This is a genomic window from Enterobacter cloacae subsp. cloacae ATCC 13047 (genome assembly GCF_000025565.1).
In the GTDB taxonomy this organism is placed as follows: domain Bacteria; phylum Pseudomonadota; class Gammaproteobacteria; order Enterobacterales; family Enterobacteriaceae; genus Enterobacter; species Enterobacter cloacae.
In genome coordinates this window covers 907,696-934,488 of sequence record NC_014121.1, presented here as the reverse complement: position 1 = coordinate 934,488, position 26,793 = coordinate 907,696, and the positions used below count along the sequence as shown (strand labels likewise).

22 protein-coding genes are annotated in these 26,793 nt (G+C 54.2%); 12 read left to right on the top strand and 10 right to left on the bottom strand.

Going from position 1 to position 26,793, the window contains the following annotated elements; all coding sequences use genetic code 11:
• Positions 1 to 52: 52 nt before the first annotated feature.
• The gene (cueO, locus tag ECL_RS04480) at positions 53 to 1,612 is read right to left on the bottom strand and encodes a multicopper oxidase CueO (protein ID WP_013095612.1); all 1,560 of its coding nucleotides are present in this window, start codon (positions 1,610 to 1,612) and stop codon (positions 53 to 55) included.
• A gap of 145 nt (positions 1,613 to 1,757) precedes the next feature.
• Here cueO and ECL_RS04475 point away from each other — a divergent pair, with 145 nt between their 5' ends.
• The 3 genes from ECL_RS04475 (at position 1,758) to speD (ending at position 3,884) form a co-directional block, all read left to right on the top strand.
• Entirely contained in the window at positions 1,758 to 2,105 is a 348-nt protein-coding gene (locus tag ECL_RS04475) for a YacC family pilotin-like protein (RefSeq protein WP_014830675.1), read from the top strand.
• A 114-nt stretch (positions 2,106 to 2,219) separates the two neighbouring features.
• A complete protein-coding gene (speE, locus tag ECL_RS04470; protein WP_013095610.1) occupies positions 2,220 to 3,089 on the top strand; it encodes a polyamine aminopropyltransferase in 870 nt (289 codons plus the stop codon).
• Positions 3,090 to 3,884 (top strand): adenosylmethionine decarboxylase, encoded by a 795-nt coding sequence (gene speD, locus ECL_RS04465; RefSeq protein WP_013095609.1) that lies wholly within the window; start codon positions 3,090 to 3,092, stop codon positions 3,882 to 3,884. It abuts the gene before it with no gap.
• Positions 3,885 to 3,951: 67 nt separating this feature from the next.
• On the opposite strand, the gene ECL_RS04460 is transcribed toward speD, so the two are convergent.
• Positions 3,952 to 4,572: a LuxR C-terminal-related transcriptional regulator gene (locus tag ECL_RS04460; protein ID WP_013095608.1), complete on the bottom strand. Its 621-nt coding sequence runs from the start codon at positions 4,570 to 4,572 to the stop codon at positions 3,952 to 3,954.
• A gap of 310 nt (positions 4,573 to 4,882) precedes the next feature.
• On the opposite strand from ECL_RS04460, the gene ECL_RS04455 reads away from it, so the two are divergent.
• The 4 genes from ECL_RS04455 (at position 4,883) to ECL_RS04440 (ending at position 7,779) form a co-directional block, all read left to right on the top strand.
• The gene (locus ECL_RS04455; protein ID WP_013095607.1) at positions 4,883 to 5,560 is read left to right on the top strand and encodes a DUF2589 domain-containing protein; all 678 of its coding nucleotides are present in this window, start codon (positions 4,883 to 4,885) and stop codon (positions 5,558 to 5,560) included.
• 79 nt (positions 5,561 to 5,639) lie between these two features.
• Complete coding sequence (locus tag ECL_RS04450; protein ID WP_013095606.1) at positions 5,640 to 6,347, top strand: DUF2589 domain-containing protein; 708 nt, start codon at positions 5,640 to 5,642, stop codon at positions 6,345 to 6,347.
• Positions 6,340 to 6,789 (top strand): lysozyme, encoded by a 450-nt coding sequence (locus ECL_RS04445; protein WP_013095605.1) that lies wholly within the window; start codon positions 6,340 to 6,342, stop codon positions 6,787 to 6,789. The genes ECL_RS04450 and ECL_RS04445 overlap by 8 nt, the downstream gene beginning before the upstream one ends.
• 18 nt (positions 6,790 to 6,807) lie before the next feature.
• Positions 6,808 to 7,779, top strand: coding sequence for a hypothetical protein (locus ECL_RS04440; RefSeq protein ID WP_013095604.1), 972 nt, complete (start codon positions 6,808 to 6,810; stop codon positions 7,777 to 7,779).
• A 47-nt stretch (positions 7,780 to 7,826) separates the two neighbouring features.
• Here the strand turns inward: ECL_RS04440 and yacL are convergent, their stop codons facing one another.
• Positions 7,827 to 8,189, bottom strand: coding sequence for a protein YacL (yacL, locus tag ECL_RS04435; protein WP_013095603.1), 363 nt, complete (start codon positions 8,187 to 8,189; stop codon positions 7,827 to 7,829).
• A gap of 189 nt (positions 8,190 to 8,378) precedes the next feature.
• On the bottom strand, positions 8,379 to 10,976 hold the full coding sequence (gene acnB, locus ECL_RS04430; RefSeq protein ID WP_013095602.1) for a bifunctional aconitate hydratase 2/2-methylisocitrate dehydratase: 2,598 nt from the start codon (positions 10,974 to 10,976) through the stop codon (positions 8,379 to 8,381).
• A gap of 420 nt (positions 10,977 to 11,396) precedes the next feature.
• Here acnB and ECL_RS04425 point away from each other — a divergent pair, with 420 nt between their 5' ends.
• Both ECL_RS04425 and ECL_RS04420 read left to right on the top strand, forming a co-directional pair.
• Positions 11,397 to 12,941: a DUF3300 domain-containing protein gene (locus ECL_RS04425; RefSeq protein WP_013095601.1), complete on the top strand. Its 1,545-nt coding sequence runs from the start codon at positions 11,397 to 11,399 to the stop codon at positions 12,939 to 12,941.
• Positions 12,942 to 12,951: 10 nt separating this feature from the next.
• On the top strand, positions 12,952 to 13,743 hold the full coding sequence (locus tag ECL_RS04420) for a DUF2950 family protein (protein WP_013095600.1): 792 nt from the start codon (positions 12,952 to 12,954) through the stop codon (positions 13,741 to 13,743).
• Positions 13,744 to 13,795: 52 nt separating this feature from the next.
• Here ECL_RS04420 and lpdA read toward each other — a convergent pair whose 3' ends face one another.
• From lpdA to pdhR, 4 genes are all read right to left on the bottom strand, one after another.
• On the bottom strand, positions 13,796 to 15,220 hold the full coding sequence (lpdA, locus tag ECL_RS04415; protein ID WP_014830669.1) for a dihydrolipoyl dehydrogenase: 1,425 nt from the start codon (positions 15,218 to 15,220) through the stop codon (positions 13,796 to 13,798).
• 197 nt (positions 15,221 to 15,417) lie between these two features.
• The gene (gene aceF, locus ECL_RS04410; RefSeq protein ID WP_013095598.1) at positions 15,418 to 17,310 is read right to left on the bottom strand and encodes a pyruvate dehydrogenase complex dihydrolipoyllysine-residue acetyltransferase; all 1,893 of its coding nucleotides are present in this window, start codon (positions 17,308 to 17,310) and stop codon (positions 15,418 to 15,420) included.
• A 14-nt stretch (positions 17,311 to 17,324) separates the two neighbouring features.
• The gene (aceE, locus tag ECL_RS04405; RefSeq protein WP_013095597.1) at positions 17,325 to 19,988 is read right to left on the bottom strand and encodes a pyruvate dehydrogenase (acetyl-transferring), homodimeric type; all 2,664 of its coding nucleotides are present in this window, start codon (positions 19,986 to 19,988) and stop codon (positions 17,325 to 17,327) included.
• A gap of 123 nt (positions 19,989 to 20,111) precedes the next feature.
• Positions 20,112 to 20,876 carry a pyruvate dehydrogenase complex transcriptional repressor PdhR gene (gene pdhR, locus ECL_RS04400; RefSeq protein WP_013095596.1) on the bottom strand — a complete coding sequence of 255 codons (765 nt, stop codon included), beginning with the start codon at positions 20,874 to 20,876 and terminating at the stop codon, positions 20,112 to 20,114.
• 537 nt (positions 20,877 to 21,413) lie between these two features.
• On the opposite strand from pdhR, the gene aroP reads away from it, so the two are divergent.
• From aroP to ECL_RS04385, 3 genes are all read left to right on the top strand, one after another.
• A complete protein-coding gene (gene aroP, locus ECL_RS04395) occupies positions 21,414 to 22,784 on the top strand; it encodes an aromatic amino acid transporter AroP (protein WP_013095594.1) in 1,371 nt (456 codons plus the stop codon).
• Between the two features lie 166 nt (positions 22,785 to 22,950).
• Positions 22,951 to 24,363: a glycoside-pentoside-hexuronide (GPH):cation symporter gene (locus ECL_RS04390; protein WP_013095593.1), complete on the top strand. Its 1,413-nt coding sequence runs from the start codon at positions 22,951 to 22,953 to the stop codon at positions 24,361 to 24,363.
• The gene (locus ECL_RS04385; protein WP_013095592.1) at positions 24,356 to 25,306 is read left to right on the top strand and encodes a glycoside hydrolase family 43 protein; all 951 of its coding nucleotides are present in this window, start codon (positions 24,356 to 24,358) and stop codon (positions 25,304 to 25,306) included. The genes ECL_RS04390 and ECL_RS04385 overlap by 8 nt, the downstream gene beginning before the upstream one ends.
• 18 nt (positions 25,307 to 25,324) lie before the next feature.
• Here the strand turns inward: ECL_RS04385 and ampE are convergent, their stop codons facing one another.
• Both ampE and ampD read right to left on the bottom strand, forming a co-directional pair.
• Positions 25,325 to 26,179, bottom strand: a complete 855-nt coding sequence (gene ampE / locus ECL_RS04380; RefSeq protein WP_013095591.1) for a beta-lactamase regulator AmpE — start codon at positions 26,177 to 26,179, stop codon at positions 25,325 to 25,327.
• Positions 26,180 to 26,188: 9 nt separating this feature from the next.
• On the bottom strand, positions 26,189 to 26,740 hold the full coding sequence (gene ampD, locus ECL_RS04375) for a 1,6-anhydro-N-acetylmuramyl-L-alanine amidase AmpD (protein ID WP_013095590.1): 552 nt from the start codon (positions 26,738 to 26,740) through the stop codon (positions 26,189 to 26,191).
• Positions 26,741 to 26,793 lie beyond the last annotated feature (53 nt).

Here is a 26,793-nt window from a genome sequence, read left to right as displayed (position 1 = left end):
GCCGCACCTGCGAAATGTAGGCCGGGTAAGGCGAAGCCGCCACCCGGCTTTTTTATACGGTAAAACCAAGCATCATCCCCGTATCTTCGTGTTCCAGCAGATGACAGTGCGCCATATAGGCAAACTCCTTTGGCGCCTCGTGGTCAAACTTCACCAGCACCTCGCTGACGCCGCCTTCCACTCTCACTGTATCTTTCCAGCCCGCGCGATGCGCATCCGGTGCTTTGCCGTTCTCTGAAAGAATACGGAACTGGGTGCCGTGAATATGGAACGGATGCAGCATCATGTCGCCTTCGCCTGAAATCACCCAGCGCTCAAACTGCCCTTTTGTAGCAGCAAACATTGGCGTATTCATATCGAACGCTTTGCCGTTGATCATATTGGCATTGTGGAAATCAAACCCGTGACCGCCGTGATTCATACCGCCCATCTTGCCGTGATCCATGTTCATATGGCCCATCATCTGCCCGTGGTGCATCCCCGCCATCGCCTGATCGCCATACTTTTTCATCAGCGCCTGCATGCCCATCATGTCGAGCATCGGATCCATGGAGAGCTGCAGCTTACGTTGCGTAAGCCCATCCAGCGACGGAAGTGCCGGCAGCGTGGTTAAGGTGTCCGGCAGCGTACCGGAGGCGGTGATCTGCAGCGGCTGAATACGTAAAACCGGGTGCGGCTTATCGAATGGCGCAACGGCCATCCCCATCTGGCTGACCGGGAGCGTCACCAGGTCAAATGATTTACCGTCGCTGATGTCCACCAGCACCTCAAAGCGCTCGCCCATCAGCACAGGGAGTTCATTCACTTTGACCGGCTCAGGCAGCAGTCCTCCGTCGCTCGCCACGACGTACAGCGGACGATTATCGCTGGTGGCAAAGTTCAGCGAGCGCGCGTTGCATCCGTTGAGCAGACGTAACCGCAGCCAGCCTTTTGGTGCAGCGTGCTGGGGGTAGATCGCGCCATTGGTCAGCAGCGTATCGCCAAACCAGCCTACCGCCGCGGTCATCACATCCAGCTGATAATCAATCTGACCGTCTGTGGAGAATTTTTTGTCCTGCACAATGACCGGCACATCGTCGATACCCCACTGTTTGGGCAGACGCAGCAAGCGACTTTCGTCATCTTCAATCAGCACCAGGCCTGCCAGCCCCATGGCCACCTGATGGCCCGTTTTACCATGCTGATGCGGGTGGAACCAGCAGGTCGCCGCCCGCTGCTCGGGGGTAAAGGTCACGGTACGCTTCCCACCCGCTTTTATAATCCCTTGCGGGCCGCCGTCGACCTCACCCGGCACTTCCAGCCCGTGCCAGTGCAGCGTCGTCTCTTCTGCCAGCGTGTTGTGAATATCAACGGTGACGGCTTTTCCTCTGCGCAACTGCAACGCCGGGCCAAGCACATTGCCGTTATAGCCCCAGGTGGTGGCGTTATTTTTACCAAACGCCGTTTTACCGGACTGAACCACCAGCTGGATACGGCCACGGGCATCGGCGGTCAATAAATCAGGAATGGGTAAGGCAGGTCTGTCAGCCGCCAGAACCGCGCGACTCCACAGTGGTAATGCGCTGGCAACCCCCAACGCAACGGAATATTTTAGAAATTCACGACGTTGCATATTCATTTCCTTATTTCGTGCAGACGATCTTTTGAGCATAAACCCTCCCCTTACCGGAAGGTCAAGTTACGCGGCAATAATAAAGATCGTCGCACTGGCACCAAATATGCTAACGTTAATTTTCCGTGATGCAGTGGTAGAAGCAATGAAGACGTTTTTCAGGACAATTTTGTTCACCAGCCTGATGGCAATGTGTGCGAACAGCTATGCGCTCAGTGAAAATGAAGCGGAAGATATGGCCGATCTGACGGCGGTTTTTGTGTTCCTGAAAAATGATTGTGGCTACCAGAATTTACCCAACGGGCAAATTCGTCGCGCACTGGTCTTTTTTGCCCAGCAGAACCAATGGGACCTCAGCAACTACGACAGCTTCGACATGAAAGCGCTCGGTGAAGACAGTTACCGTGATTTAAGCGGTATTGGCATCCCAACGGCAAAAAAATGCAAAGCGCTGGCCCGCGATTCGCTTAGCCTGCTCGCCTACGTGAAATAACCTTCCCGACGCCTCTTGTTTCGCCTGGAACCGTGCAACCACGGTTATAGTTAGCTATCATGTTTCGCTCATTTTTCGTGAGTGTAACGGATGTTAACGAAGAGGAGTCTGCGTATGGCCGACCACACGTTGTGGCATGAAACACTGCATGACCAGTTTGGTCAGTACTTTGCCGTTGATAACGTGCTTTATCATGAGAAAACCGATCATCAGGATCTGATCATCTTCGAGAATGCCGCTTTTGGCCGCGTAATGGCGCTGGACGGCGTGGTGCAAACCACCGAGCGAGATGAGTTTATCTATCATGAGATGATGACCCACGTACCGCTGCTGGCCCATGGCCACGCGAAGCACGTGCTGATTATCGGCGGCGGCGACGGGGCGATGCTGCGCGAAGTCTCCCGCCACCAGTCCATTGAAACCATCACCATGGTAGAGATCGACGCGGGCGTGGTCTCATTCTGTCGTCAGTACCTGCCTAACCATAACGCGGGAAGCTACGACGATCCGCGCTTTAAGCTGGTGATTGACGATGGCGTGAACTTCGTCAACCAGACAACTCAGACGTTTGACGTCATTATCTCCGACTGTACCGACCCTATCGGCCCGGGAGCCTCGCTGTTTACCTCATCGTTCTACGAGGGTTGCAAGCGTTGTCTGAACCCTGGCGGTATCTTCGTGGCGCAAAATGGCGTCTGCTTCCTGCAGCAGGATGAAGCGCTCGACAGCCACCGCAAACTGAGCACCTATTTTGGCGATGTTAGCTTCTATCAGGCTGCCATTCCGACCTACTACGGCGGGATCATGACCTTTGCCTGGGCGACGGATAACGACGTCCTGCGTCATCTCTCCACGGAGATTATCCAGGCGCGCTTCCATCAGGCAGGTCTCCAGTGCCGTTACTACAATCCGGCGGTCCATACCGCAGCCTTCGCCTTGCCGCAGTACCTGCAAGATGCACTGTCCTCCCAGGGGGTGAACTAATTGAAAAAGCTTAAACTGCATGGCTTTAACAACCTGACCAAAAGCCTGAGTTTTTGTATTTACGATATCTGCTATGCCAAAACAGCGGAAGAGCGCGATGGCTACATCGCCTATATCGATGAACTCTACAATGCCAACCGACTGACCGAGATCCTGTCGGAAACCTGCTCTATTATCGGCGCAAATATTCTGAACATCGCCCGCCAGGATTATGAACCTCAGGGCGCCAGCGTGACCATTCTGGTCAGCGAAGAGCCGGTCGATCCTAAGCTTATCGACAAAACCGAGCATCCGGGCCCGCTGCCTGAAGTGGTTGTCGCCCACCTCGATAAAAGCCATATCTGCGTGCACACCTACCCGGAGAGCCACCCGGAAGGCGGCCTGTGCACGTTCCGCGCCGATATCGAAGTATCCACCTGCGGCGTGATCTCCCCGCTAAACGCGCTGAACTATTTAATTCACCAGCTGGAATCCGATATCGTCACCATTGATTATCGTGTGCGTGGTTTTACGCGCGATATCAACGGTATGAAGCACTTTATCGATCACGAGATCAACTCCATTCAGAACTTTATGTCCGAGGACATGAAATCGCTGTACGACATGATGGACGTGAACGTGTATCAGGAGAACATCTTCCACACCAAGATGCTGCTTAAGGAGTTTGACCTTAAGCACTACATGTTCCACACAAAGCCAGAAGATTTAAGCGAAGAAGAGCGTAAGGTCATTACCGACCTGCTCTGGAAAGAGATGCGCGAAATCTACTACGGCCGCAATATTCCGGCCGTGTAAGACGCAGGTAAGCAGACAAAGAAGGAAAAGTGATGATTTTTCCTTCTTTATCATGCTGCTTATTTTCCTAAACAGTCGTTTGGGCCAGTATCATCGCCGCTTCCGTGCGGTTTCTGACTCCCAGTTGACGAAACAGGGCGTGAAGGTGATTTTTAACCGTCCCTTCCGCAATCCCAAGTACACGACAAATTTGCTTATTGCTATTTCCCTGAACAACAAGATGCAGAATCTCACGTTGTCGGGGTGATAGTGTGCACAGCGGGGATGGATAATTCTGCATGCGTATTAATTTATGTTCGCGCAGGCAACTATCCGGTAAATATATTCTCCCTTGCCGCACCCATTCAATTGCCTGCAATAACTCTTCCGACTCCATTTTCTTGGTTAAAATCCCTGCCGCACCACATTCCAGAAAATAAATCGGGTTGACATTATCCAACCGTGAAAAATTCATCAACACTAAAATAGTGTCCGCCTGCGATTTTAATTGGGTTAATAACGCTCTTTTTTTCTCTATTTCATAATCCGCATCCAGAATAACAACATCCGTCCTGACTTTTATTAAGCCTTTCCAGACCTCATCTTCGGTATGTGCTGCTGTGATGTGTAATGCGGGCGCAAGTTCCGCCCAACGGCATCGGATGCCATGAATGAACAGCGGCAATTCATCATAAATAAGTATATTCATTGTCGTCCCACTTAAATAATCGTTATCTTGTTAGCGGCACTTAACCCCTTCAAACAAACCTTAAACAACGGTTGCTGCGGGATGAAAAGTAATAACACCAGGAGAAACTTTCAATTGCAGGAGTAATGCCGGTTTAATTTATTAAGCACAGCCCGTCTCATTTCGCCATGTAACTTTCGATACAGACCATTCCATACAGACACAATGATTTCCGAAAACATAACTTTAAGCGCATGGATGCTTTTTTAATCGATATCCATGATTAATGGGCAGACATATTCTGCTCCCCCCAAACATCGAGGAATGAATTATGCCAGATGCAAATGTTGATGCCGGATTTATTGGTTCAGTTATTAGTTCATTGCCGCTAGACAGTATGATTTCCGCGCCATTACAGGCAATGATTAAAGCCCAAACCCAGGCAGCCAAAAGTTATACCGATTTCTTATTAAGCGTCTGTATTAAAGATGGCAAAGCCGTTTCGGTACAGTTTGATTATGAGGAGACCCTCGTCGATGAGAAAGGCGTGACGACCGGTACGCAAACCAAAGTCATGCGTATTCCTCTGCTGGCGGCAGTGGTGCACCCCATCATCTGTATCGAAGAAGGGACCATCGACTTCGAGCTTGAGATCCATCAGAGCGCAGCCAGCAATGAAAGCAGCAGCCAGGAAGGCTCCCTGGAGGGCAAAATCGGCTGGGGTCCATTCTCCGTTAGCGTCAAGGGCAGCGTGAGCCATAAGTCAGAACAGACCCGTTCGACCGATACCCGTGCCAAATACTCCATCCACACCTCCGTTAAACGTCAGCCGATGCCGGAAGCACTTAGCCGCGTGGTCGATTATCTGACCAATGCTGCTACCAAACCGGCACAACGCGCTGGAGATCAACCCGCTGAGCTGCCTGCAACCAACAGTTCAGGTCTGATTACACCAGCACCAGCACCAGCCCCAGCCCCAGCCGCGCCTGCTCAGGGGGGTAACGGCTAACCCGTACAACGCATTCAAACGCATTTATTACCCCTAACAGGTGTCCGGTTAACGGGCACCTGCCTGATGGAGAAAAAATATGCCTGATTCACGTCGATTCTGGTTCAGCCGTAAAACGCCCGGCGATGTAAAGCCTGAAGCCAGTACCGAACCCCCGGCAGATAAACCGATGACGGTATCGTCAGATCCCCCCTCTGCCGCAACTCCGTCTCCTTCTCCTGCCGGGGAGGAGGAGAACGCCGGAAGCAATGACGGAGGCGGCGGCGGGGGCGATGACGGAACGCCGCCCCCCCCTGCCGGCAACAAGGGCAACCACGCGATGGGATTAGATGCCCTGGTACAAGGGCTCCAGCACGCTGCCTTTAGCGCCAACCAGTATATGGCCCATCAGTACGTTGCCGTGCTCTCGCAGCTATTTGAGCAGGCCCCGGACGGCAGCTACAAACCCGACTATGCCGAGCTTCAGCTGGATGACGGGCATCGATTGAACGTACCGCTGGTGACACTTGCTCCACCGCGCAATCTGTCAATGGAGAGAATGAAGATGCGCCTGACCGTTCGCGGTGATGCCACAGAAGCCATCAGCACGCTGACAGGACAGGGAGAGCGGGGTCACTTCCACGTCACGATGGCGCCCCAGCCCCATGAGGGCAAAACGGACAGCCAGAACATTGATATTGAAATTGATTTTGTCGCTCAGGAACCGCCGGAAGCGGTGCTGCGGCTGCTTGATGAATTTATCCACCGTATGACCCCCGTCCCCGTAAAGGAGAATAGCCATGAGTAATGCCTTGAAAACAACCGGCAATGGCGGCATTGCCCTTATCAAACAGTACGAAGGCCTGCGTTTAACCACCTACAAAGACGCAGTCGGTATTCCGACTATCGGTTATGGTCACGTCGAAAACCCGATCCCGCCAGGCGGCACGCGGACCATCACCGCAGAAGCCGCAGAACAGCTCCTTCGTGATGACCTGCAGCGTTTTGAGCACGAGGTTAACAACATGCTGACTGTGGAGGTGACGCAGAACCAGTTCGATGCTCTGGTGAGCTTCGCCTTCAATCTGGGCCCGGCCAATCTGAAGAGTTCAACCCTGTTACGCAAAGTGAACAGCGGAGACGTTAACGGCGCCGCCGACGAATTTCTGAAATGGAACCATGCGGGTGGTCAGGTCCTGGCGGGCCTGACAGCACGTCGTAACGCTGAAAAAACTCTTTTTTTATCCTGATCAATCACGAGGTGTAAAATGACAATTCGAATTCTTTCCTGGCGTGCTGACTCCTTTACGCACGAGGCAGACGACGTGCGAAGTGCGGATAACGATCTTCTGACTCACGCCAAAGAGCGGATGGAGTTTCGTCTGAGCCAGGTTATTGCTGAGCTCGAAGCGGTGCTGGAAACTGACACCGGTAGCTGGGACCATACCTTTGTCACGCTTCCGGAATTTTTCTGGAATACCCGCTGGAGTAATGTGCTCAGTGAAGATGAACTCATGCAACTCGGTGACTTCTACATGGACCATGTCAGCGACTACGTTAACAGGCTGATTGATGCCTTCCCGGCCCGTTCCGGGGATCCCTCTTCTGCCATCACGTTTCTGGCGGGAACATGTGCCATCCTCTACCGCGACGATAAGGAGAGTGAGAAGACGCCCTGCCACGATCCCGTTTTTCACGCTGTGAATTGGCTGCTGTGCGGGCAGAATACCCGTAGCGATAAATCTCTGACGATGTGGCCAAAACGCTACGTTTCCACAATTGATTTCTTTCCTCAGGTGAACGGTCACGCGTTCCCAGGTCATATTTCAGCCCAATTGCCGAATGGTCAAATCATTCATATTGGCAGCAACAGTGAAGTGTCGGCAGAATCAGTGCATGGGATCGTCATCACCGATTACTTCACCAATACTTATGCTGACGATAAGCCATTTAGCATTGATATCTGTCTGGATTATTTTACCCAGAAAGGTGTTCGCCCGGCGGGCTGGGAACAGCGGGTAGCGGAGCTGCGGAGTAAACAAAGTGACATTGATTTCCTGATAGCCTGCGGAATGCCGGCTGGCGATCCGCCGCAAAACCCTGGCGGCGTACAATTCCTTGTACGCAACGATGGTATGCCAGGCGTTTCCCAATGTCAGGCGTGGTCGTTCAGCGCCAGGGGGGCGTCACCCGTTGCGGCGACCAACCCGACCGCTAATTTTGTGAGATTTTTGCTGTAGAGCGATACCAGCGAATTCCCTCCGACACGCTTCGGAGGGAATTTCATTTATTTCTGTTTCATAAACTCCCGGTACGCCGCCACGACCTGCAGAAAGTCCTCCACGCCGCACAGCGACAGGCTCTCTTCGTCGTAGTAGCTCATCCCCTCTTCCATCTCGTCGCCCGAGAATTCCAGCTGGTTGGCCCGCACCATCACCTCTTCGCCATCCATCCACAGCGTGTATTCATGACCCGCACGTTGCCAGGAACGTTCACTGCCTTTTATCGTATTCGCCGCCTGTTCAACTTCATCAAGAAGCGCTAGATTTTCTTTCACTTCTTCGTTAAACCAGTGTCCAACGGCTTCGTGGCCCATCGACATACGCACTTTCACCACCCCGGTGATGTCGCGCAGAAATTCGTAATCCATAGTGTTTTCCTCTGCAAAGCCATTACGGTAATTATCGCAGCAGAGAGGAAGAAAAAAAGCGTGTGAGGTGGGAGGAATGAAAATAAAAAGGTGAGAGCAAGGCCCTGCGGCCTGATGCCCTCACCCCGGCCCTCTCCCATGGGAGAGGGTGCAAACACTAAAAACCGTCTCGTGGAGACGGTTTTGCTTTTATACCGCCGTCTGGAAGATCACCCCGTCAGCTTTCTCGGTGTACTGAGAGAGCTGGTCGAAGTTCAGATAGCGATAGGTATCCACCGCCGTCTTATCAACCTGAGCAACGAAGGTCTGGTACTCTTCCGGCGTTGGCAGTTTGCCAATCAGCGCCGCAACCGCCGCCAGCTCAGCAGACGCCAGGTAGACGTTCGCACCGGTACCTAAACGGTTCGGGAAGTTACGGGTAGAGGTGGAGACCACCGTCGCACCGTCTGCCACGCGCGCCTGGTTACCCATACACAGGGAACAGCCAGGGATTTCGATGCGCGCACCGCTCTTACCAAACACGCTGTAGTAACCCTCTTCAGTCAGCTGCGCCGCATCCATACGGGTTGGTGGCGCTACCCACAGGCGGGTTGGCAGCTGGCCTTTGTGAGTATCCAGCAGTTTACCCGCGGCACGGAAGTGACCGATGTTGGTCATACAGGAACCGATGAACACTTCGTCGATCTTATCGCCCTGCACGTCAGACAGCAGACGCGCATCGTCAGGATCGTTCGGTGCACAGAGAATTGGCTCTTTAATGTCTGCCAGATCGATGTCGATCACCGCCGCATATTCTGCGTCAGCATCGGCTTCCAGCAGCTGCGGATCCGCCAGCCATTTCTCCATCCCCTGAATACGACGCTCCAGCGTACGACGGTCGCCGTAGCCTTCCGCAATCATCCACTTCAGCAGGACGATGTTAGAGTTCAGATACTCAATGATCGGCTCTTTGTTCAGCTTGATGGTACAACCCGCGGCGGAACGCTCTGCAGACGCATCGGTCAGCTCGAATGCCTGCTCAACTTTGAGGTCCGGCAGCCCTTCAATTTCCAGGATGCGGCCAGAGAAGATGTTCTTCTTACCTTTCTTCTCAACGGTCAGCAGGCCCTGTTTGATGGCATACAGCGGGATAGCGTGAACCAGGTCGCGCAGGGTGATACCCGGCTGCATTTTACCTTTGAAGCGCACCAGTACCGATTCCGGCATATCCAGCGGCATCACGCCGGTCGCTGCGGCAAACGCCACCAGACCGGAGCCCGCCGGGAAGGAGATACCAATCGGGAAACGGGTATGGGAGTCACCGCCGGTACCCACGGTATCCGGCAGCAGCATACGGTTCAGCCAGGAGTGGATAACGCCGTCGCCCGGACGCAGGGAGACGCCGCCACGGTTCATGATGAAGTCTGGCAGCGTGTGGTGCGTGGTTACGTCAACCGGCTTCGGATACGCCGCCGTGTGACAGAAGGACTGCATGACCAGATCGGACGAGAAGCCCAGGCACGCCAGGTCTTTCAGCTCGTCACGGGTCATTGGGCCAGTGGTGTCCTGAGAGCCCACAGAGGTCATCTTCGGCTCGCAGTAAGCGCCAGGACGGATACCGGCCACGCCGCACGCGCGGCCAACCATTTTCTGCGCCAGCGAGAAGCCACGATTGCTTTCTGCTACGTCTTTCGCATGACGGAACACGTCTGAGTGCGGCAGACCCAGCGCTTCACGCGCTTTGGTGGTCAGGCCACGACCGATGATCAGCGGGATACGGCCACCGGCACGCACTTCGTCGATCAGTACGTCGGTTTTCAGCTCGAAGCTCGCCAGCAGCTCGTTGGTGTCGTGGTTACGGACTTCACCTTTATACGGGTAAACGTCAATCACGTCGCCCATGTTCAGGTTAGAGACATCCACTTCGATTGGCAGTGCGCCAGCATCTTCCATGGTGTTGAAGAAGATTGGGGCAATCTTACCGCCCAGGCACAGGCCGCCACCGCGTTTGTTCGGCACATGCGGAATATCGTCACCCATAAACCACAGGACGGAGTTGGTGGCGGATTTACGGGAAGAACCGGTACCGACTACGTCACCGACGTAAGCCAGCGGGAACCCTTTTTTCTGCAACGCTTCGATCTGTTTGATCGGGCCGACAACGCCTGGCTGATCCGGCTCAATGCCTTCACGGGCGTTTTTCAGCATCGCCAGAGCGTGCAGCGGGATATCCGGGCGAGACCATGCATCCGGTGCCGGAGAGAGGTCATCGGTGTTGGTTTCACCCGTGACTTTGAATACGGTAACGGTAATTTTTTCAGCCAGCGCAGGACGGTTCAGGAACCATTCGGCATCGGCCCAGGACTGCATCACCTGCTTCGCATAGACGTTGCCTGCTTTGGCTTTTTCTTCCACATCGTAGAAGTTATCGAACATCAGCAGCGTTGAAGAGAGCGCTTTAGCGGCAATCGGTGCCAGCTTGTCGTTATCCAGCGCGTCAATCAGCGGATGAATGTTATAACCACCCTGCATGGTGCCGAGCAGTTCAATGGCTTTTTCAGGAGTAACCAGTGGGGAGGTGGCTTCGCCTTTGGCGATAGCAGCAAGGAATCCGGCTTTTACGTAGGCAGCTTCATCTACGCCAGGCGGTACGCGGTTGATCAGCAGATCTAACAGGAATTCTTCTTCGCCCTTAGGCGGGTTCTTCAGCAGCTCGACGAGCGCGGCCATTTGGGTTGCATCTAACGGTTTGGGTACAATTCCCTCGGCGGCACGTTCTGCTACGTGCTTACGGTATTCTTCTAGCACGACGGTTCTCCTCGCTCTCATTGTCATATGCGGCGGGCGTTCTCTTCACGCTCCTGTGAGACAGCAGTTTGTAGGGTAAATGCCCGATACCGCGTCGGGCAGCATAGCAGGATTTCTGCACAGTGTTAATCCGTTTACAAAAAAGCAACATTAAAAAATTTGCTGAATCGTTAAGCATGGTGTAGAGGGCAGACGGGGGGAATTTTGGCAACTCGCTGCGGTCCGCTCGCAAGAGCGGCCTTCTGAAATCCCAGCGGCTTTTCAGCTATCACATATAATTGTGTAATAAATACTCACACTCTTTATCCGGACGTACCGGCTGTTCCCCAACAAAAGTCAAAACAGTAAAAGGCGAGTGAATAATACTCACGCCAACCGTAACGCCTCACGGCACAGCGCTTGTCTCGTTGGAGTCATTTTATGAAGTTGCCCTTTAAACCACATCTGCTTGTTCTTCTGTGCAGTGCCGGGCTGTTTGCCGCCTCAGGTGTCATGTTTGTCAAAAGTCGGGCGACAGAGCCTGTCGTCCCCGCTCCCGTCGCACAACAACCGGTAACCCCTGCAGCAGCGCAACCCGCCCCTGTCGTCGCCCCAGCCTATACGGCCGCGCAAATCGATCAGTGGGTTGCTCCCATCGCGCTCTATCCGGATGCCCTGCTGTCACAAATTTTAATGGCCTCGACCTATCCGGCCAACGTCATCCAGGCGGCGCAGTGGTCCAAAGACAACCCTAAAATGGAAGGAGACGCCGCTATCCAGGCCGTTGCAAGCCAGCCCTGGGATCCCAGCGTAAAATCGTTGGTCGCGTTTCCTCAACTGATGTCGCTGATGGGTGAAAACCCGCCGTGGGTACAAAATCTGGGGGATGCGTTTCTCGCGCAACCGAAGGATGTCATGGATTCCGTCCAACGCCTGCGCGCGCTGGCTCAAAAGACCGGCGCCTTACAATCGACGCCTCAGCAGACGGTCACCACCGTGACGAAACCTGCCCCGGCGAAATCGGCCACCAGCGAATCGACGACTTCCACCACGCCTGCCCCGACGGTGATCAAAATTGAATCCGCGGATCCGCAGGTCGTTTACGTCCCCACCTATAACCCCAATACCGTTTACGGTACCTGGCCAAACACGGCTTACCCGCCCACCTATCTTCCTCCTTCTCCGGGAGAGCAGTTTACGGATAGTCTGGTCAAAGGCTTAGGCTTCAGCCTGGGTGTGGCGACAACCTACGCCATCTTCAGCAACATCGACTGGGATGATGACGACGACTGGGACCACCATCATGACGATGACTGGAATCACAGCGGCTATAACCGCAACGGTGATAACAATATCAATATTAACGTTGAGAACTTCAACAAAATCAGTGGTCAACGCCTGACGGATGCCAACCGCACCTGGCAGCATAACCCGGCGTATCGGGAAGGTGTGCCCTACCCCACCAGCCAGCTTAATAACCGCTTCCATTCCACTAACACGGTAACGGGGCTCAGTTCTACGCAGCAAAAACCGGTTAACCGCGACAGCCAGCGTCAGGCGGCCCTGAGCCAGATGGAGAAATCGACGGGTAAAACCTTCCCGCAAACCGCGCGTCCGGGAACCAAAGATGCACAGCGCCAGGCTTCAGGCGAACAGCTGAAGCAGATATCCCAGCGCAACAACTACCGTGGCTACGACACCAGACCGCAAACGGCAAAGCGAACCACCTCGCAGCAGCGTGATAATCACCCTGCCGTAACCCAGCGGCAGGAGAAACGGATCGCGCAGCCAGCCCAGCAACGCCATATCCCGCAGCGAACCAGCCAGCCTCGCGCAAATGCGCTGAGCGGTAACGACAGCCGCTCTGCCAACTGGCAAGCCCAGCAGCAACGGGGGGCGCAAAGCAGACAACTGGCTGCCCGTCATCAGCAACCGCGTCAGGCCCCTGCCGGACGTGCTGAACACCGTGAATTCCGTCATCGTTAAGGGAGCCAACATGAAAAAGAATCTTGTCTGTGGAATGGTGTTGTTCATGATGTCCGCCGCTGCGATGGCACAGCAATCCTTCAGCACGCCCGCTCAGGCGACCGATGCGCTGGCGCATGCCATCAGTGAGCAGAATGAAACGGCGATGAACAATCTGCTTGGAGAGAACTGGCGCGATTTTCTGCCGCCAGAAGGGGTCGATCCTGAGGCCGTCGATCGTTTCCTCCGCGACTGGAAGGTGCGGCACAACACGGTTATCGACGGTAATACGGCGCATCTGGTCGTCGGAAATAACGACTGGCAGTTGCCCATCCCGGTTGTCAAAACCGCTGCCGGATGGCAATTCGATATCAAGGAGGGCGCCGAGGAGATCCTGACCCGCGAGATCGGGCGTAACGAGCTTGCCGCCATCGAAGCATTACATGCCTATGTGGATGCCCAGCAGAGCTATTTCGCCATGAATCAAAAATACGCGCAGAAAATTGTCAGCTCTGAAGGGAAAAAAGATGGTCTCTACTGGCCCGTTTCGCCGGGTGAAGCACCCAGCCCGCTGGGGCCGGCCTTCAGCCCCAAAGAGCCCGGTGCAGGCTATCACGGCTATCGGTTCCGTATCCTGCCTGATGAGAAAGGCTTTGCGATGGTGGCATGGCCCGTCAGCTATGGCCAGACAGGCGTCATGAGCTTTGTGATAAACCAGGATGACAAAGTGTACCAGGCCGATCTCGGCAATGACTCTGAGCAGAAAGCCCGGGCGTTAACTACCTATAACCCGGATAAAACCTGGCAGCCTGTGGCTCCCTGAATCCAGCACATAAAAAAAGCGGCCACAGGCCGCTTTTTTTGTCTGAAGAAACTTATTTCTTCTTCGCTTTCGCGTTTGGCAGGTCGGTGATGCTACCTTCAAACACTTCTGCCGCCAGACCTACGGACTCGTGCAGAGTTGGGTGAGCGTGGATGGTCAGCGCGATGTCTTCCGCGTCGCAACCCATTTCGATCGCCAGACCGATTTCACCCAGCAGCTCGCCGCCGTTGGTACCGACAATCGCACCACCGATAACGCGGTGAGTCTCTTTGTCGAAGATCAGTTTGGTCATACCGTCTGCGCAGTCGGAAGCGATAGCACGGCCAGAAGCAGCCCACGGGAAGGTGGCGGTTTCGTAGCTGATGCCTTTCTCTTTCGCTTCTTTCTCGGTCAGACCGACCCATGCCACTTCTGGCTCGGTGTACGCGATAGATGGGATCACTTTCGGATCGAAGTAGTGTTTCATGCCGGCGATAACTTCAGCGGCAACGTGACCTTCGTGAACACCTTTGTGCGCCAGCATTGGCTGACCGACGATATCGCCGATAGCAAAGATGTGCGGCACATTAGTGCGCAGCTGCTTGTCAACGCGGATGAAGCCACGGTCGTCCACTTCCACGCCAGCTTTGCCCGCGTCGAGGTTCTTACCGTTCGGCACACGGCCGATCGCCACCAGCACGGCGTCGTAACGCTGTGGTTCGGATGGCGCTTTTTTACCTTCCATGGAAACGTAAATACCGTCTTCTTTCGCTTCAACGGCAGTCACTTTGGTTTCCAGCATCAGGTTGAATTTCTTGCTGATACGCTTGGTGAAGACTTTAACGATGTCTTTATCCGCAGCCGGGATAACCTGGTCGAACATTTCAACCACGTCAATGTCTGAACCCAGCGCATGGTACACGGTACCCATTTCCAGACCGATGATACCGCCGCCCATAACCAGCAGACGTTTTGGAACGGTTTTCAGTTCCAGGGCATCGGTGGAATCCCACACGCGTGGATCTTCATGTGGAATGAATGGCAGTTCGATTGGACGAGAGCCCGCCGCGATGATCGCGTTGTCGAAGTTGATTACGGTTTTGCCGTTTTCGCCTTCCACTTCAAGGGTGTTCGCGCCGGTGAATTTACCCAGACCGTTAACCACTTTCACTTTACGGCCTTTCGCCATGCCAGCCAGACCACCGGTCAACTGAGTGATAACTTTCTCTTTCCAGGTACGGATTTTATCAATATCGGTTTTCGGCTCGCCGAAGACGATACCGTGTTCAGCCAGCGCTTTGGCTTCTTCGATAACTTTCGCTACGTGCAGCAGCGCTTTAGAAGGGATACAACCTACGTTCAGACAAACACCACCAAGGGTGTTGTAACGTTCTACGATGACGGTTTCCAGACCTAAATCAGCGCAACGGAAGGCTGCAGAGTAACCTGCGGGACCTGCCCCAAGTACCACGACCTGAGTTTTGATTTCAGTACTCATCATGACCTCTTATTGATTTCCGGCGGTCCAGGTACTTGTCGCCCTTCATCCACCGGGACGTTCTATCCGCTCGCAGTTTACAAAATTGTTAACAATTTTGAAACAACAAACGGCTCACGAATTGTCGCTTTCGCCAATAACCTCACAAACCACATGAGATTAACAGAAAAAAGCCGGCCGACTGGCCGGCTTTTCACTTACATCACCAGGCGGCGAATGTCACTCAGCATGTTGTTGATGATGGTGATGAAACGCGCACCATCAGCACCGTCGATCACGCGGTGGTCGAAGGACAGAGAGATTGGCATCATCAGACGCGGCACGAACTCTTTGCCATTCCACACCGGCTCCATCGCGGACTTGGACACACCGAGGATAGCCACTTCCGGCGCGTTAACAATCGGTGCGAAGTGGGTAGTACCCAGGCCGCCGATGCTGGAGATAGTGAAGCAACCGCCCTGCATTTCGCCGGCAGTCAGCTTACCATCACGCGCTTTTTTGGAGATGGTGGTCAGTTCACGGGACAGCTCAGTGATGCTCTTCTTATTCACGTCTTTGAAGACCGGAACAACCAGACCATTTGGCGTATCAACCGCAACACCGATGTTGATGTATTTCTTCAGCGTCAGCTTCTGGCCATCTTCGGACAGGGAGCTGTTGAAGCGTGGCATCTGCTCCAGGGCAGCGGCAACGGCTTTCATGATGAAGACCACTGGGGTGAATTTCACGTCCAGTTTACGCTTCTCAGCTTCGGCGTTCTGCTGTTTACGGAACGCTTCCAGATCGGTGATATCGGTTTTGTCGAAGTGCGTAACGTGCGGGATCATGACCCAGTTACGGCTCAGGTTAGCACCAGAGATTTTCTGGATGCGGCCCAGTTCCACTTCTTCAATTTCACCGAACTTGCTGAAGTCCACTTTCGGCCATGGCAGCATGCCCGGGATACCGCCGCCTGCGGCTGCAGCTGGTGCAGCTTCAGCGCGTTTCACCGCGTCTTTCACATAAGCCTGAACGTCTTCGCGCAGGATACGACCTTTACGGCCAGTCCCTTTCACTTTCGCCAGGTTCACGCCGAATTCGCGCGCCAGGCGACGAATCAGCGGGGTCGCGTGGACGTAAGCGTCGTTTTCAGCGAACTCAGATTTGCTTTCCGCTTTTGCAGCAGGTGCCGCTGGTTTAGCAGCCTGAGCCGGTGCAGCAGCCGGTGCTGGAGCAGCCGCGGCAGCCGGAGCGGCTGCAGGCGCAGCGCCTTCCACTTCGAAGACCATGATCAGAGAGCCGGTAGAGACTTTGTCGCCGGTGCTGATTTTGATCTCTTTAACGGTACCCGCGAACGGCGCAGGCACTTCCATAGAGGCTTTGTCGCCTTCAACGGTGATCAGTGACTGTTCAGCGGCAACTTTGTCGCCCACTTTCACCATCACTTCGGTCACTTCGACTTCGTCACCGCCGATGTCAGGAACGTTAACGTCTTTCACGCCGCCTGCTGCTGGTGCAGCCGCTGGAGCCGGAGCTGCAGCCTGAGCTGGCGCAGCGGCAGGTGCAGCACCCGCCACTTCGAAGATCATGATCAGAGAGCCGGTAGACACTTTGTCACCGGTGTTGATCTTGATCTCTTTAACGGTGCCCGCGAACGGCGCCGGCACTTCCATAGACGCTTTATCGCCTTCTACGGTGATCAGAGACTGCTCAGCTGCAACGGTATCGCCCACTTTCACCAGGATTTCAGTGACTTCAACTTCGTCACCGCCGATGTCAGGCACGTTAACTTCTTTCGCTGCCGCGGCAGCTGCTGGAGCAGCGGCGGCCGGAGCGTCTTTCTTCTCTTCCTGCGCAGGTGCAGCAGCTGCTGCACCGTCGGCGGAATCGAAAATCATGATCAGTTTGCCAGTCTCGGTTTTATCGCCAACAGAGACTTTGATCTCTTTAACGATGCCAGCCTGAGGAGACGGGACTTCCATAGAGGCTTTGTCGCCTTCTACGGTGATCAGCGACTGTTCAGCTTCAACTTTGTCGCCTACTTTGACCAGGATCTCGGTGATTTCAACTTCATCAGCCCCGATGTCCGGTACATTGATTTCGATAGCCATTATTCTTTTACCTCTTACGCCAGACGCGGGTTAACTTTTTCTGCATCGATGTTGAATTTGGTAATTGCGTCCGCAACCACTTTCTTATCGATTTCGCCACGTTTAGCCAGTTCGCCCAGTGCTGCTACAACCACGTAAGAAGCATCAACTTCGAAGTGGTGACGCAGGTTTTCGCGGCTGTCAGAACGACCGAAGCCGTCAGTACCCAGTACGCGATAATCATCAGCTGGAACGTAAGTACGAACCTGCTCAGCGAACAGTTTCATATAGTCAGTAGACGCCACCGCTGGCGCGTCGTTCATCACCTGAGCGATGTACGGAACGCGTGGGGTTTCCATTGGGTGCAGCATGTTCCAGCGCTCACAATCCTGGCCATCACGCGCCAGTTCAGTGAAGGAGGTCACGCTGTACACGTCGGAACCCACACCGTAGTCTTTCGCCAGGATCTGCGCTGCTTCACGAACGTGACGCAGAATAGAACCGGAGCCCAGCAGCTGAACTTTACCTTTGCTACCTTCGATGGTTTCGAGTTTGTAGATACCTTTACGGATACCTTCCTCGGCACCTGCTGGCATTGCCGGCATGTGGTAGTTTTCGTTCAGGGTGGTGATGTAGTAGTAAATGTTCTCTTGCGCTTCGCCGTACATGCGCTGCAGACCATCATGCATGATGACTGCCACTTCGTACGCGTAAGACGGGTCGTAAGAGATACAGTTAGGGATAGTCAGAGACTGAATGTGGCTGTGGCCATCTTCGTGCTGCAGACCTTCACCGTTCAGGGTCGTACGACCGGAAGTACCACCAATCAGGAAGCCGCGAGCCTGCTGGTCGCCTGCCTGCCAGCACAGGTCACCGATACGCTGGAACCCGAACATGGAGTAGTAGATGTAGAACGGGATCATCGGCAGGTTGTTGGTGCTGTAGGAGGTCGCAGCAGCCAGCCAGGATGCGCCTGCGCCCAGCTCGTTGATACCTTCCTGCAGGATCTGACCTTTCTCGTCTTCTTTGTAGTATGCAACCTGCTCACGGTCCTGCGGGGTGTACTGCTGGCCGTTCGGGCTGTAGATACCGATCTGACGGAACAGACCTTCCATACCGAAAGTACGCGCTTCGTCAGCGATGATTGGCACCAGACGATCTTTGATCGACTTGTTCTTCAGCATCACGTTCAGGGCACGAACGAAAGCGATAGTGGTGGAGATCTCTTTGTTCTGCTCTTCCAGCAGCTGAGAGAAGTCTTCCAGCGCTGGCAGTTCCAGTTTCTCGGTGAAGTTAGGTTGACGAGCTGGCAGGTAGCCTTTCAGCGCCTGACGACGTTCGTGCAGGTACTTATACTCTTCAGAACCTTCCGGGAAGGTGATGTAAGACAGGTTTTCTACCTGCTCATCGGTCACTGGCACGTTGAAACGGTCGCGGATATAGCGCACGCCGTCCATGTTCATTTTCTTAACCTGGTGAGCGATGTTTTTACCTTCTGCGGTATCACCCATGCCGTAACCTTTGATGGTGTGGGCCAGGATTACAGTCGCTTTACCTTTGGTTTCGCGCGCTTTTTTCAGTGCAGCGTAGATTTTCTTCGGATCGTGACCACCACGGTTCAGCGCCCAGATCTGCTCGTCAGTCCAGTCTGCAACCAGTGCGGCGGTTTCAGGATATTTGCCGAAGAAGTGCTCACGAACGTAGGCACCGTCTTTGGATTTGAAGGTCTGGTAGTCACCGTCAACGGTTTCGTTCATCAGCTGGATCAGTTTACCGCTGGTGTCTTTACGCAGCAGTTCGTCCCAACGGGAACCCCACATTACTTTGATAACGTTCCAGCCAGCACCTGCGAAGATGCCTTCCAGTTCGTTGATGATCTTACCGTTACCGGTTACCGGACCATCCAGACGCTGCAGGTTACAGTTGATGATGAAGCACAGGTTGTCCAGCTTCTCACGGGTAGCGATGGTGATCGCACCTTTAGATTCTGGCTCATCCATCTCACCGTCGCCCAGGAAGGCGTAAACGGTTTGCTCAGAGGTATCTTTCAGACCACGGTGTTCCAGGTACTTCAGGAATTTCGCCTGATAGATTGCACCAATTGGGCCCAGACCCATGGATACGGTCGGGAACTGCCAGAATTCAGGCATCAGTTTAGGGTGCGGGTAAGAAGACAGGCCTTTACCGTGAACTTCCTGACGGAAGTTGTTCATCTGCTCTTCAGTCAGACGACCTTCCAGGAATGCACGTGCATAGATGCCCGGAGAGATGTGGCCCTGGAAGTACACCAGGTCACCGCCGTCTTTCTCGTTAGCAGCACGGAAGAAGTGGTTGAAGCACACTTCGTAAACGGTCGCAGAGGACTGGAAGGACGCCATGTGGCCACCCAGCTCCAGATCTTTCTTGGACGCACGCAGAACGGTCATGATGGCGTTCCAGCGGATGGCAGAACGGATACGGCGTTCCAGATCCAGATTGCCCGGGTATTCCGGTTCGTCTTCAACGGCAATCGTGTTTACGTAGTTGCTAGCCCCTGCACCTGAAGCAACCTTCACGCCGCCTTTGCGGGCTTCAGAAAGCAGCTGATCAATCAGATACTGAGCGCGCTCAACACCTTCTTCACGGATGACCGATTCGATCGCCTGTAGCCAGTCGCGAGTTTCGATCGGATCCACGTCATTTTGGAGACGTTCTGACATGGGGGTATTCCTTATCTATCTAATACGTTGATTTGTCTGGAACCTGTCCCATTGTATTTTCGTCAGAAAACACAATAAGACAGGTTCTGCGTTTAGTTGCCGCGCTCTAAAAGTACCTGGCGCTTAATCCTTTCGTTGCTGTATGCGGCGTAATGAACGTTCGCGACGCGATTGTTCTCGGCTGCGGTCCAGCAAGATTTCCTCAATGAAAGCCAGATGTCGGTGCGACGCTTCGCGCGCCTGCTCCGGTTCCCCGGCCATTATCGCCTCGAATACTCGGGTGCGATGGTTGCTTACCAGCGGGAGCATGTCCCGACGGGCATACAACAATTCAAAATTTTGACGAACGTTCTGGGCCAGCATCGGCTCCATGCAGCGTAGCAGATGGAGGAGCACAACGTTGTGTGCCGCTTCGGTGACGGCAATCTGATACTGGACGACGGCATTGGACTCGGCGTCTAAGTCGCCGGACTGCTGTGCCCGTTCAATGGCCTGATGCAGTTCGCGGATACGCACGCGATCTTCATCAGTGCTGCGAAGGGCGGCGTAATAGGCCGCGATACCTTCAAGCGCGTGACGGGTCTCAAGCAGATCAAACTGGGATTCTGGGTGGTCAGAGAGAAGTTCTACCAGCGGATCGCTGAAGCTCTGCCACAGGCTGTTTTGAACAAAGGTTCCGCCGCCCTGGCGACGAAGCAGCAAGCCCTTTGCTTCGAGGCGTTGAATCGCCTCACGCAGAGAGGGGCGGGATACGTCGAACTGTTTAGCCAGCTCGCGTTCTGGCGGAAGTTTCTCACCCGGGCGCAGTGTCCCCTCGAGGATTAAAAACTCCAGCTGCTGCTCAATCACATCGGATAGTTTTGGTTGGCGAATTTTGCTGTAGGCCATATTCCCTGTCTTACGCCTTTTTGCCCGGAGTCAATTGGTCTTACCAATTTCAAGTTCGTATCGCTAAAGTAACAAAGTATTCACCTTCTGTCCATATTGGTTTTGATTGAAATCAGTAAACCCTGCACATTTTAACAACCTTACAGAAATAACGTTTCAGAAATGTAACTTTGCACAAATGAGTTGATTACTACCAAAGAGGGAGTTTTAACCATAATGAAACGAGGGTTTTTGCAATCTGAAGCGATTCAACAACGCAAAAAATGAAAATTCGCCCACTTTTAAGGCATTTCTATTCTATAGGTTGGGGTAGTAAGAATTAACGGTGCGATTTACAAATGCTTTCTTTTTATTCAACTCGTCATCAGCCCTTCATAAAGCAGGTGCATTCACAGGCGCTTACCACTATTCTTGCGCTTACGGAAGACATCTCCGCTTTTTTCGGTCTTATTAACCGTAAAGAAATAAATACAGAAAACGGATATTCATAATTACACACGCACAGCGTGAACATAACAACCACACACGAGGTTTCAAATGGAAGCTCAACAGCACGGCGATCAGCTAAAGCGCGGCCTTAAAAACCGCCATATACAGCTCATCGCATTGGGTGGTGCTATCGGCACAGGTCTGTTTCTGGGAAGCGCATCCGTCATCCAGTCCGCCGGTCCAGGCATTATTTTGGGTTACGCTATCGCAGGTTTTATTGCGTTTCTGATCATGCGCCAGTTAGGTGAAATGGTCGTTGAAGAGCCGGTTGCAGGCTCGTTCAGTCACTTTGCCTACAAATACTGGGGCAGTTTTGCCGGTTTCGCTTCCGGCTGGAACTACTGGGTGCTTTACGTTCTGGTGGCCATGGCAGAACTGACCGCCGTGGGGAAATACATTCAGTTCTGGTATCCCGAGATCCCAACCTGGGTTTCTGCGGCAGCGTTCTTCGTCATTATCAACGCCATCAACCTGACCAACGTAAAAGTGTTCGGTGAGATGGAGTTCTGGTTTGCCATCATCAAAGTCATTGCCGTGGTGGCGATGATTATCTTTGGCGGCTGGCTGCTGTTCAGCGGCAACGGTGGCCCACAGGCCACGGTGCGTAACCTCTGGGAGCAAGGTGGATTCCTGCCTCACGGGATGACCGGTCTGGTGATGATGATGGCCATTATTATGTTTTCCTTCGGGGGGCTGGAGCTGGTGGGGATCACCGCCGCTGAAGCCGACAACCCGGAGCAAAGCATCCCGAAAGCGACGAATCAGGTTATCTACCGAATTCTGATCTTCTATGTGGGTTCACTGGCCGTTCTACTCTCGCTGCTGCCGTGGACACGCGTCACGGCCGACACCAGCCCGTTCGTCCTTATCTTCCACGAACTGGGCGATACCTTCGTGGCGAATGCGCTCAATATCGTCGTGCTGACGGCGGCGCTTTCCGTTTACAACAGCTGCGTGTACTGCAACAGCCGCATGCTGTTCGGCCTTGCGCAGCAGGGTAACGCACCAAAAGCCCTGCTGAACGTCGATAAGCGCGGCGTGCCGGTCAATACCATCATTGTTTCGGCTATCGTGACGGCGCTTTGCGTGCTGATTAACTACATGGCCCCCGAATCGGCGTTTGGCCTGCTGATGGCCCTGGTGGTCTCGGCTCTGGTGATTAACTGGGCGATGATCAGCCTGGCGCACATCAAGTTCCGCCGCGCTAAACAGCAGCAGGGCGTAACCACCCGCTTCCCTGCCCTGCTCTATCCGCTGGGTAACTGGGTTTGCCTGCTGTTTATGGCGGGCGTGCTGGTGATTATGCTACTCACCCCAGGCATGGCGATTTCCGTTTACCTGATCCCGGTCTGGATTGCGATCCTCGGCGTGGGGTATCTGGTAAAACAGAAAAACGGTAAAACCGTAAAAGCACATTAATAGCCCCTCAGCTCAGCACTCGTTTCGCGGGTGCTGAGCGTTTGTTACCTTCCTCACAAATTCACCTCGTCAGCCGCTTTATCCATATCACCGCCCTGATACTGCAACGCATATATCGATTAGCCAGCAAATAATTCTCTCCATACCGTCACCCGGAGAGCAGTCAATGGATAACAATAAACTGTCAGTAAAAGAGAAGATCGGCTATGGGATGGGCGATGCAGGATGCAACATCATCTTCGGCGCCATCATGTTGTTTGTTAATTATTTTTATACCGATATTTTTGGGCTGGCACCTGCGCTGGTCGGCGTGTTGCTGCTGTCTGTGCGCGTCATTGATGCCGTTACGGACCCGATCATGGGGGCCATCGCGGACCGTACCCGCAGTAAATATGGGCGGTTTCGTCCATGGCTTTTGTGGATTGCGTTCCCCTATGCGCTATTCAGTATCCTGATGTTCACCACGCCAGACTGGAGCTATAACAGCAAAGTTATCTATGCCTTTGTGACCTACTTCCTGCTCTCGTTAACCTATACGGCCATCAACATTCCCTACTGCTCGTTGGGCGGCGTGATCACCAATGACCCAAAAGAGCGCGTGGCCTGCCAGTCCTATCGCTTTGTGATGGTGGGTATTGCCACGCTTTTACTGTCGCTCACGCTCCTGCCGATGGCGGACTGGTTTGGTGGCGATAACAAAGCCAAAGGCTACCAGATGGCGATGACCGTGCTGGCGCTGATTGGTACCTGTATGTTCCTGTTCTGCTTCGCCACCGTGCGCGAGCGCGTACGTCCGGCGGTGCAGACCCATGATGAGCTGAAAAACGATCTGAAGGACGTATGGAAAAACGACCAGTGGGTACGCATTCTGCTGCTGACGCTCTGCAACGTCTGCCCGGGCTTTATCCGCATGGCGGCCACCATGTATTACGTCACCTGGGTAATGGGCCAGAGCACTCACTTTGCCACCCTGTTTATCAGCCTGGGCGTGGTGGGGATGATGCTCGGCAGTATGCTGGCGAAAGTGCTGACCGACCGCTGGTGTAAACTGAAAGTGTTCTTCTGGACCAACATCGTGCTGGCGCTTTTCTCCTGTGTGTTCTATTTCTTCGACCCGAAAGCGACCGTCACCATCGTGGTGCTCTACTTCCTGCTTAACATTCTTCACCAGATCCCATCTCCGCTGCACTGGTCGCTAATGGCCGATGTGGACGACTATGGCGAGTGGAAAACCGGTAAACGCATCACCGGGATCAGCTTCTCGGGCAATATCTTCTTCCTCAAGCTGGGGCTGGCGATTGCTGGCGCGATGGTGGGCTTCCTGCTCTCCTGGTATGGCTACGACGCCGGTGCGAAAGCGCAAAGTGCAGAGGCCATTAACGGAATCGTTCTGCTGTTTACCGTGATCCCGGGCGTGGGGTATTTGATCACTGCGGGCGTAGTGCGACTGCTGAAAGTGGATCGGGAAACCATGAAACAGATCCAGCTCGACCTGGAGAAACGCCGCACCAACTACAGCGAACTGAACGCCTGGCAGGAAACGAGAGCCGAAACAAAAGAAGGAACGCCGCATGAATAACTGGCCTAACCCGTTTATAGAACAACGCGCTGACCCGTACATTCTGCGTCATGAAGGGCAATATTATTTTATCGCCTCCGTGCCGCAATACGACAGGCTGGCGATCCGCCGGGCAGCGTCGCTGGAAGGTTTGCGCAGTGCCGACGAGGTGGTCGTATGGCGCAAACCGGAGACCGGCCCAATGAGCCAGCTTATCTGGGCACCGGAACTGCATCATATCGACGGTAAGTGGTACATCTATTTTGCCGCCGCGCACACCCAGGCGCTGGATGGTCTGGGCATGTTCCAGCACCGCATGTTTGTGCTGGAGTGTGCCGACCGCGACCCGCTAACCGGCACGTGGACTGAAAAAGGCCAGGTAAAAACGCCCTTCGACACCTTTGCGCTGGACGCGACCACGTTCGTGCATCAGGGGAAACGCTGGTATCTGTGGGCGCAAAAAGCCCCGGATATCTCCGGCAACTCCAATCTCTATTTATGTGAAATGGAGAACCCGTGGACGCTGAAAGGCGAGCCGGTGATGCTCAGTAAACCGGAATATGACTGGGAGTGCCGCGGCTTCTGGGTCAACGAAGGCCCGGCGGTGCTGTTCCACGGCGACAAGTTGTTTATCAGCTATTCCGCCAGCGCGACCGACGAGAACTACTGCATGGGGCTGCTGTGGACAGAGATCAATGCCGATCCGCAAAATCCTGCGAACTGGCACAAGGCCTCGCGCCCGGTCTTCGTCACCAGCTACGAAAACCGCCAGTATGGGCCAGGCCATAACAGCTTTACACAAACGCCGGAAGGAGAAGATGTGCTGGTGTATCACGCGCGAAATTACACCGAAATTGAAGGCGATCCGCTTTATGACCCCAATCGTCATACCCGCCTGAAGCTCGTCCGCTGGCACGAAAACGGGATGCCTGATTTTGGCATCCCGCCTGCAGATACACCGTAACCGCTACGGCACGCGGGTTCAGACCAGCGTGCCGTAAATGGTTAGCAACGCTACGATAACGACCACCACAAACGACGTTTTCTTCGCCATCGAGACCGCCGCTTTCGGCGTTTCTATCTTGTCGGTATGCGGCTCACGCGCCAGAGAGAACTGCGCCAGGCGTGTCAGCACCTGGTACTGCGAGGTATGACGGTCGCCAAGCGACGCGAACCACGCCGGGAGCGCTTTTTCGCCGTGGCCAATAAGCGCGTAGACCACACCCACCAGACGAACCGGAAGCCAGTCGAGCACGTGCAGGATCGCATCAATGCCGGAGAGCAAACGTTCATGCGGGGTGAGATAGCGGGCAAGCCAGGTCTGCCAGGCGCGCAGGAACGCATATCCCATCAGCAGTACCGGCCCCCACGGGCCCCCCACCACAAACCAGAACAGCGGCGCCAGGTAGTAGCGGAAGTTAATCCACAGCAGCGCGTTTTGCAGTTCACGCAGGAACTCGCGTTCATCGCAATCCGGCGGCACGCCGTGGATCATCGTCAGCTCGGTGGCCATGGCGCTACGTGCATGCGCATCATCACGGGAAGCGGCTTTCAGATAAGCGTGATAGTGCATACGCACCTTGCCTGCGCCAATACACAGCACGCCGAGCAGGATCCACACCACCAGTAGCGGCACGTTGAAAAAGAGGCCGTATAACGAGCGCAGCAGCAAGAACGTAATCACCATCACGCCCGCGGTCATCAGCAGCGTACGCAGCATGGAAAAATGGTTAATCCGGCGGAAAAGCACCTCCAGCCGGTGATCCAGATGCCAGTGCTCACCGAGTTTGAACAAGCGTTCTGCGATGATGACCAGCAGCATGGTAAACAACGTCATGTTATCTCCTTATTCTGACGACGCGGTAAGCATGGCGCGAAACCGGGGCCAGTCAAATGCAGGGCCAGGATCGGTTTTTCGCGCCGGGGCGATATCACAGTGTCCCGTCATGTTCTCTGCAATCGCAGGGTAAAGCCTGATGAGCGTTTGGGTGATATCCGCCAACCGCTGGTACTGTGCATCGGTATAAGGGGTGGTGTCCGTGCCTTCCAGTTCAATCCCAATAGAGAAGTCATTGCAACGCTCGCGCCCCTGATACATCGAGACACCCGCATGCCAGGCGCGCTTATCAAAAGGAACATACTGAACCACTTCGCCATCGCGACGGATCAGGCAGTGCACCGATACGCGCAGATGCGCAATCTCAGCAAAGAAAGGATGGGCATCGGGATCTATCGTTCCCGTGAATAACGCATCGATCCACGGACCGCCAAACTCACCCGGCGGGAGACTAATGTTATGAACCACCAGCAGTGTGGGCTTTTCATCCTCCGGGCGGCCATCGTGGTGCGGCGAGGGTACACGCCGCGCATCCACCAGCCATCCGTCTTCTAACAACATGCTGGAACTCCTTATGTATGGTGCTGTTACTCGGTTCAGAGTAGCATGTTTCA

Bases quoted from the DNA above. Each gene is read 5' to 3' on its own strand.
- ECL_RS04445 (WP_013095605.1), top strand. From the start codon at position 6,340: ATGAGTAATGCCTTGAAAACAACCGGCAATGGCGGCATTGCCCTTATC.
- ampE (WP_013095591.1), bottom strand. From the start codon at position 26,179: ATGACGTTGTTTACCATGCTGCTGGTCATCATCGCAGAACGCTTGTTC.
- ECL_RS04455 (WP_013095607.1), top strand. From the start codon at position 4,883: ATGCCAGATGCAAATGTTGATGCCGGATTTATTGGTTCAGTTATTAGT.
- ECL_RS04425 (WP_013095601.1), top strand. From the start codon at position 11,397: ATGAAGTTGCCCTTTAAACCACATCTGCTTGTTCTTCTGTGCAGTGCC.
- ECL_RS04475 (WP_014830675.1), top strand. From the start codon at position 1,758: ATGAAGACGTTTTTCAGGACAATTTTGTTCACCAGCCTGATGGCAATG.
- ECL_RS04440 (WP_013095604.1), top strand. From the start codon at position 6,808: ATGACAATTCGAATTCTTTCCTGGCGTGCTGACTCCTTTACGCACGAG.
- aceF (WP_013095598.1), bottom strand. From the start codon at position 17,310: ATGGCTATCGAAATCAATGTACCGGACATCGGGGCTGATGAAGTTGAA.
- ampD (WP_013095590.1), bottom strand. From the start codon at position 26,740: ATGTTGTTAGAAGACGGATGGCTGGTGGATGCGCGGCGTGTACCCTCG.
- lpdA (WP_014830669.1), bottom strand. From the start codon at position 15,220: ATGAGTACTGAAATCAAAACTCAGGTCGTGGTACTTGGGGCAGGTCCC.
- pdhR (WP_013095596.1), bottom strand. From the start codon at position 20,876: ATGGCCTACAGCAAAATTCGCCAACCAAAACTATCCGATGTGATTGAG.
- ECL_RS04450 (WP_013095606.1), top strand. From the start codon at position 5,640: ATGCCTGATTCACGTCGATTCTGGTTCAGCCGTAAAACGCCCGGCGAT.
- ECL_RS04460 (WP_013095608.1), bottom strand. From the start codon at position 4,572: ATGAATATACTTATTTATGATGAATTGCCGCTGTTCATTCATGGCATC.
- ECL_RS04420 (WP_013095600.1), top strand. From the start codon at position 12,952: ATGAAAAAGAATCTTGTCTGTGGAATGGTGTTGTTCATGATGTCCGCC.
- aroP (WP_013095594.1), top strand. From the start codon at position 21,414: ATGGAAGCTCAACAGCACGGCGATCAGCTAAAGCGCGGCCTTAAAAAC.
- speE (WP_013095610.1), top strand. From the start codon at position 2,220: ATGGCCGACCACACGTTGTGGCATGAAACACTGCATGACCAGTTTGGT.
- yacL (WP_013095603.1), bottom strand. From the start codon at position 8,189: ATGGATTACGAATTTCTGCGCGACATCACCGGGGTGGTGAAAGTGCGT.
- ECL_RS04390 (WP_013095593.1), top strand. From the start codon at position 22,951: ATGGATAACAATAAACTGTCAGTAAAAGAGAAGATCGGCTATGGGATG.
- cueO (WP_013095612.1), bottom strand. From the start codon at position 1,612: ATGCAACGTCGTGAATTTCTAAAATATTCCGTTGCGTTGGGGGTTGCC.
- ECL_RS04385 (WP_013095592.1), top strand. From the start codon at position 24,356: ATGAATAACTGGCCTAACCCGTTTATAGAACAACGCGCTGACCCGTAC.
- aceE (WP_013095597.1), bottom strand. From the start codon at position 19,988: ATGTCAGAACGTCTCCAAAATGACGTGGATCCGATCGAAACTCGCGAC.